This window comes from Vibrio sp. 1402, assembly GCF_033340275.1.
Window position 1 is genome coordinate 1 of sequence record NZ_JAWOWE010000095.1, and the last position, 1,031, is coordinate 1,031.

The 1,031-nt window shown below is 46.4% G+C and carries 2 protein-coding genes; one reads left to right on the forward strand and one right to left on the reverse strand.

What is annotated here, in order from left to right; all coding sequences use genetic code 11:
- A partial coding sequence (locus R7044_RS24365) for a DUF2913 family protein (RefSeq protein WP_225455893.1) occupies nt 1-505 on the forward strand: 505 nt, incomplete at its 5' end.
- 118 nt (nt 506-623) lie between these two features.
- On the opposite strand, the gene R7044_RS24370 is transcribed toward R7044_RS24365, so the two are convergent.
- A partial coding sequence (locus R7044_RS24370; protein ID WP_263857029.1) for a beta-eliminating lyase-related protein occupies nt 624-1,031 on the reverse strand: 408 nt, incomplete at its 5' end.

Below are 1,031 nucleotides of genomic sequence, written 5' to 3' on the forward strand. Positions count from 1 at the left end.
ACGCTCTCTCCCTACAACAGAGCGTAACGATCTGCTGCAAAAATGGCTAAAGCCCAAACTGAAAAGCAATCGCTACAAACTGATTAAAAAGCCGTTAAAGTCTCTGACTCAACAGGCGAAAGGGGAAAATGGCAACCTTGAAGCCTTACTTGAACGCTGCGTTGACGCGAACAAACCAAGTAATCCGCAACCTCACTTAGATAGCTACCTGCTACTAATTAACGAAATTGAGAAAAAACTCGGTACCACGGTACTGCTTTCTCGTCCTGAAGATGTCGACCTATCGCATGACCAGCATGGCTGTTTGCTGTGTGTGTTATCAAATAACTTAAACCAACATTTCGACGACAATAACGCCATGATTGCACCAATTTCGATGCTTTTCCGTGGCCCAATGAGTCAGCGCTCATTGTTCCTTGGCAGTATTTACGCAAGTGGCACATTCAATTATGAAGTGCAATATCAAGACGAACAGTTCGTGCGCATCACGTTGGAGCTGGCGTAATATCCGCTCGGAATGAACTGAACAGACAAAATCAAAAAAGGCCACGACACTCGCGGCCTTTTGCTCTTTACTAAAGTACCTAGATACCTAATTACCTAGGTGTCAAACCTACTTCAGGTTAATCAATTTCACGGAAGCGAGCCGTAAAGTGACGTAAAACCGGAGGCTCATATTCGAACGTCAAACCTTTCAATTCATGAGCTCGGCTCTTCAACTCGATCAACGCATCCGCGATATAGTCCATGTGGTCATTAGTATAGACTCGACGTGGAATCGTTAAGCGCATTAATTCAAGCTCAGAGGCTTTCTGTTCACCCGTTTCAGGGTCACGTCCGAGCAACAATGAGCCAATCTCAACAGCTCGAATCCCAGCCTCCAGATACAACGCATTACACAAGGCTTGTGCTGGGAACTGATCGGCTGGAATGTGCGGCAATATTTTCGCCGCATCAACAAACACCGCATGGCCACCAGTTGGATATTGGATTGGAATTCCCCCCTCCCGTAGACGCTCGCCCAAGTATTG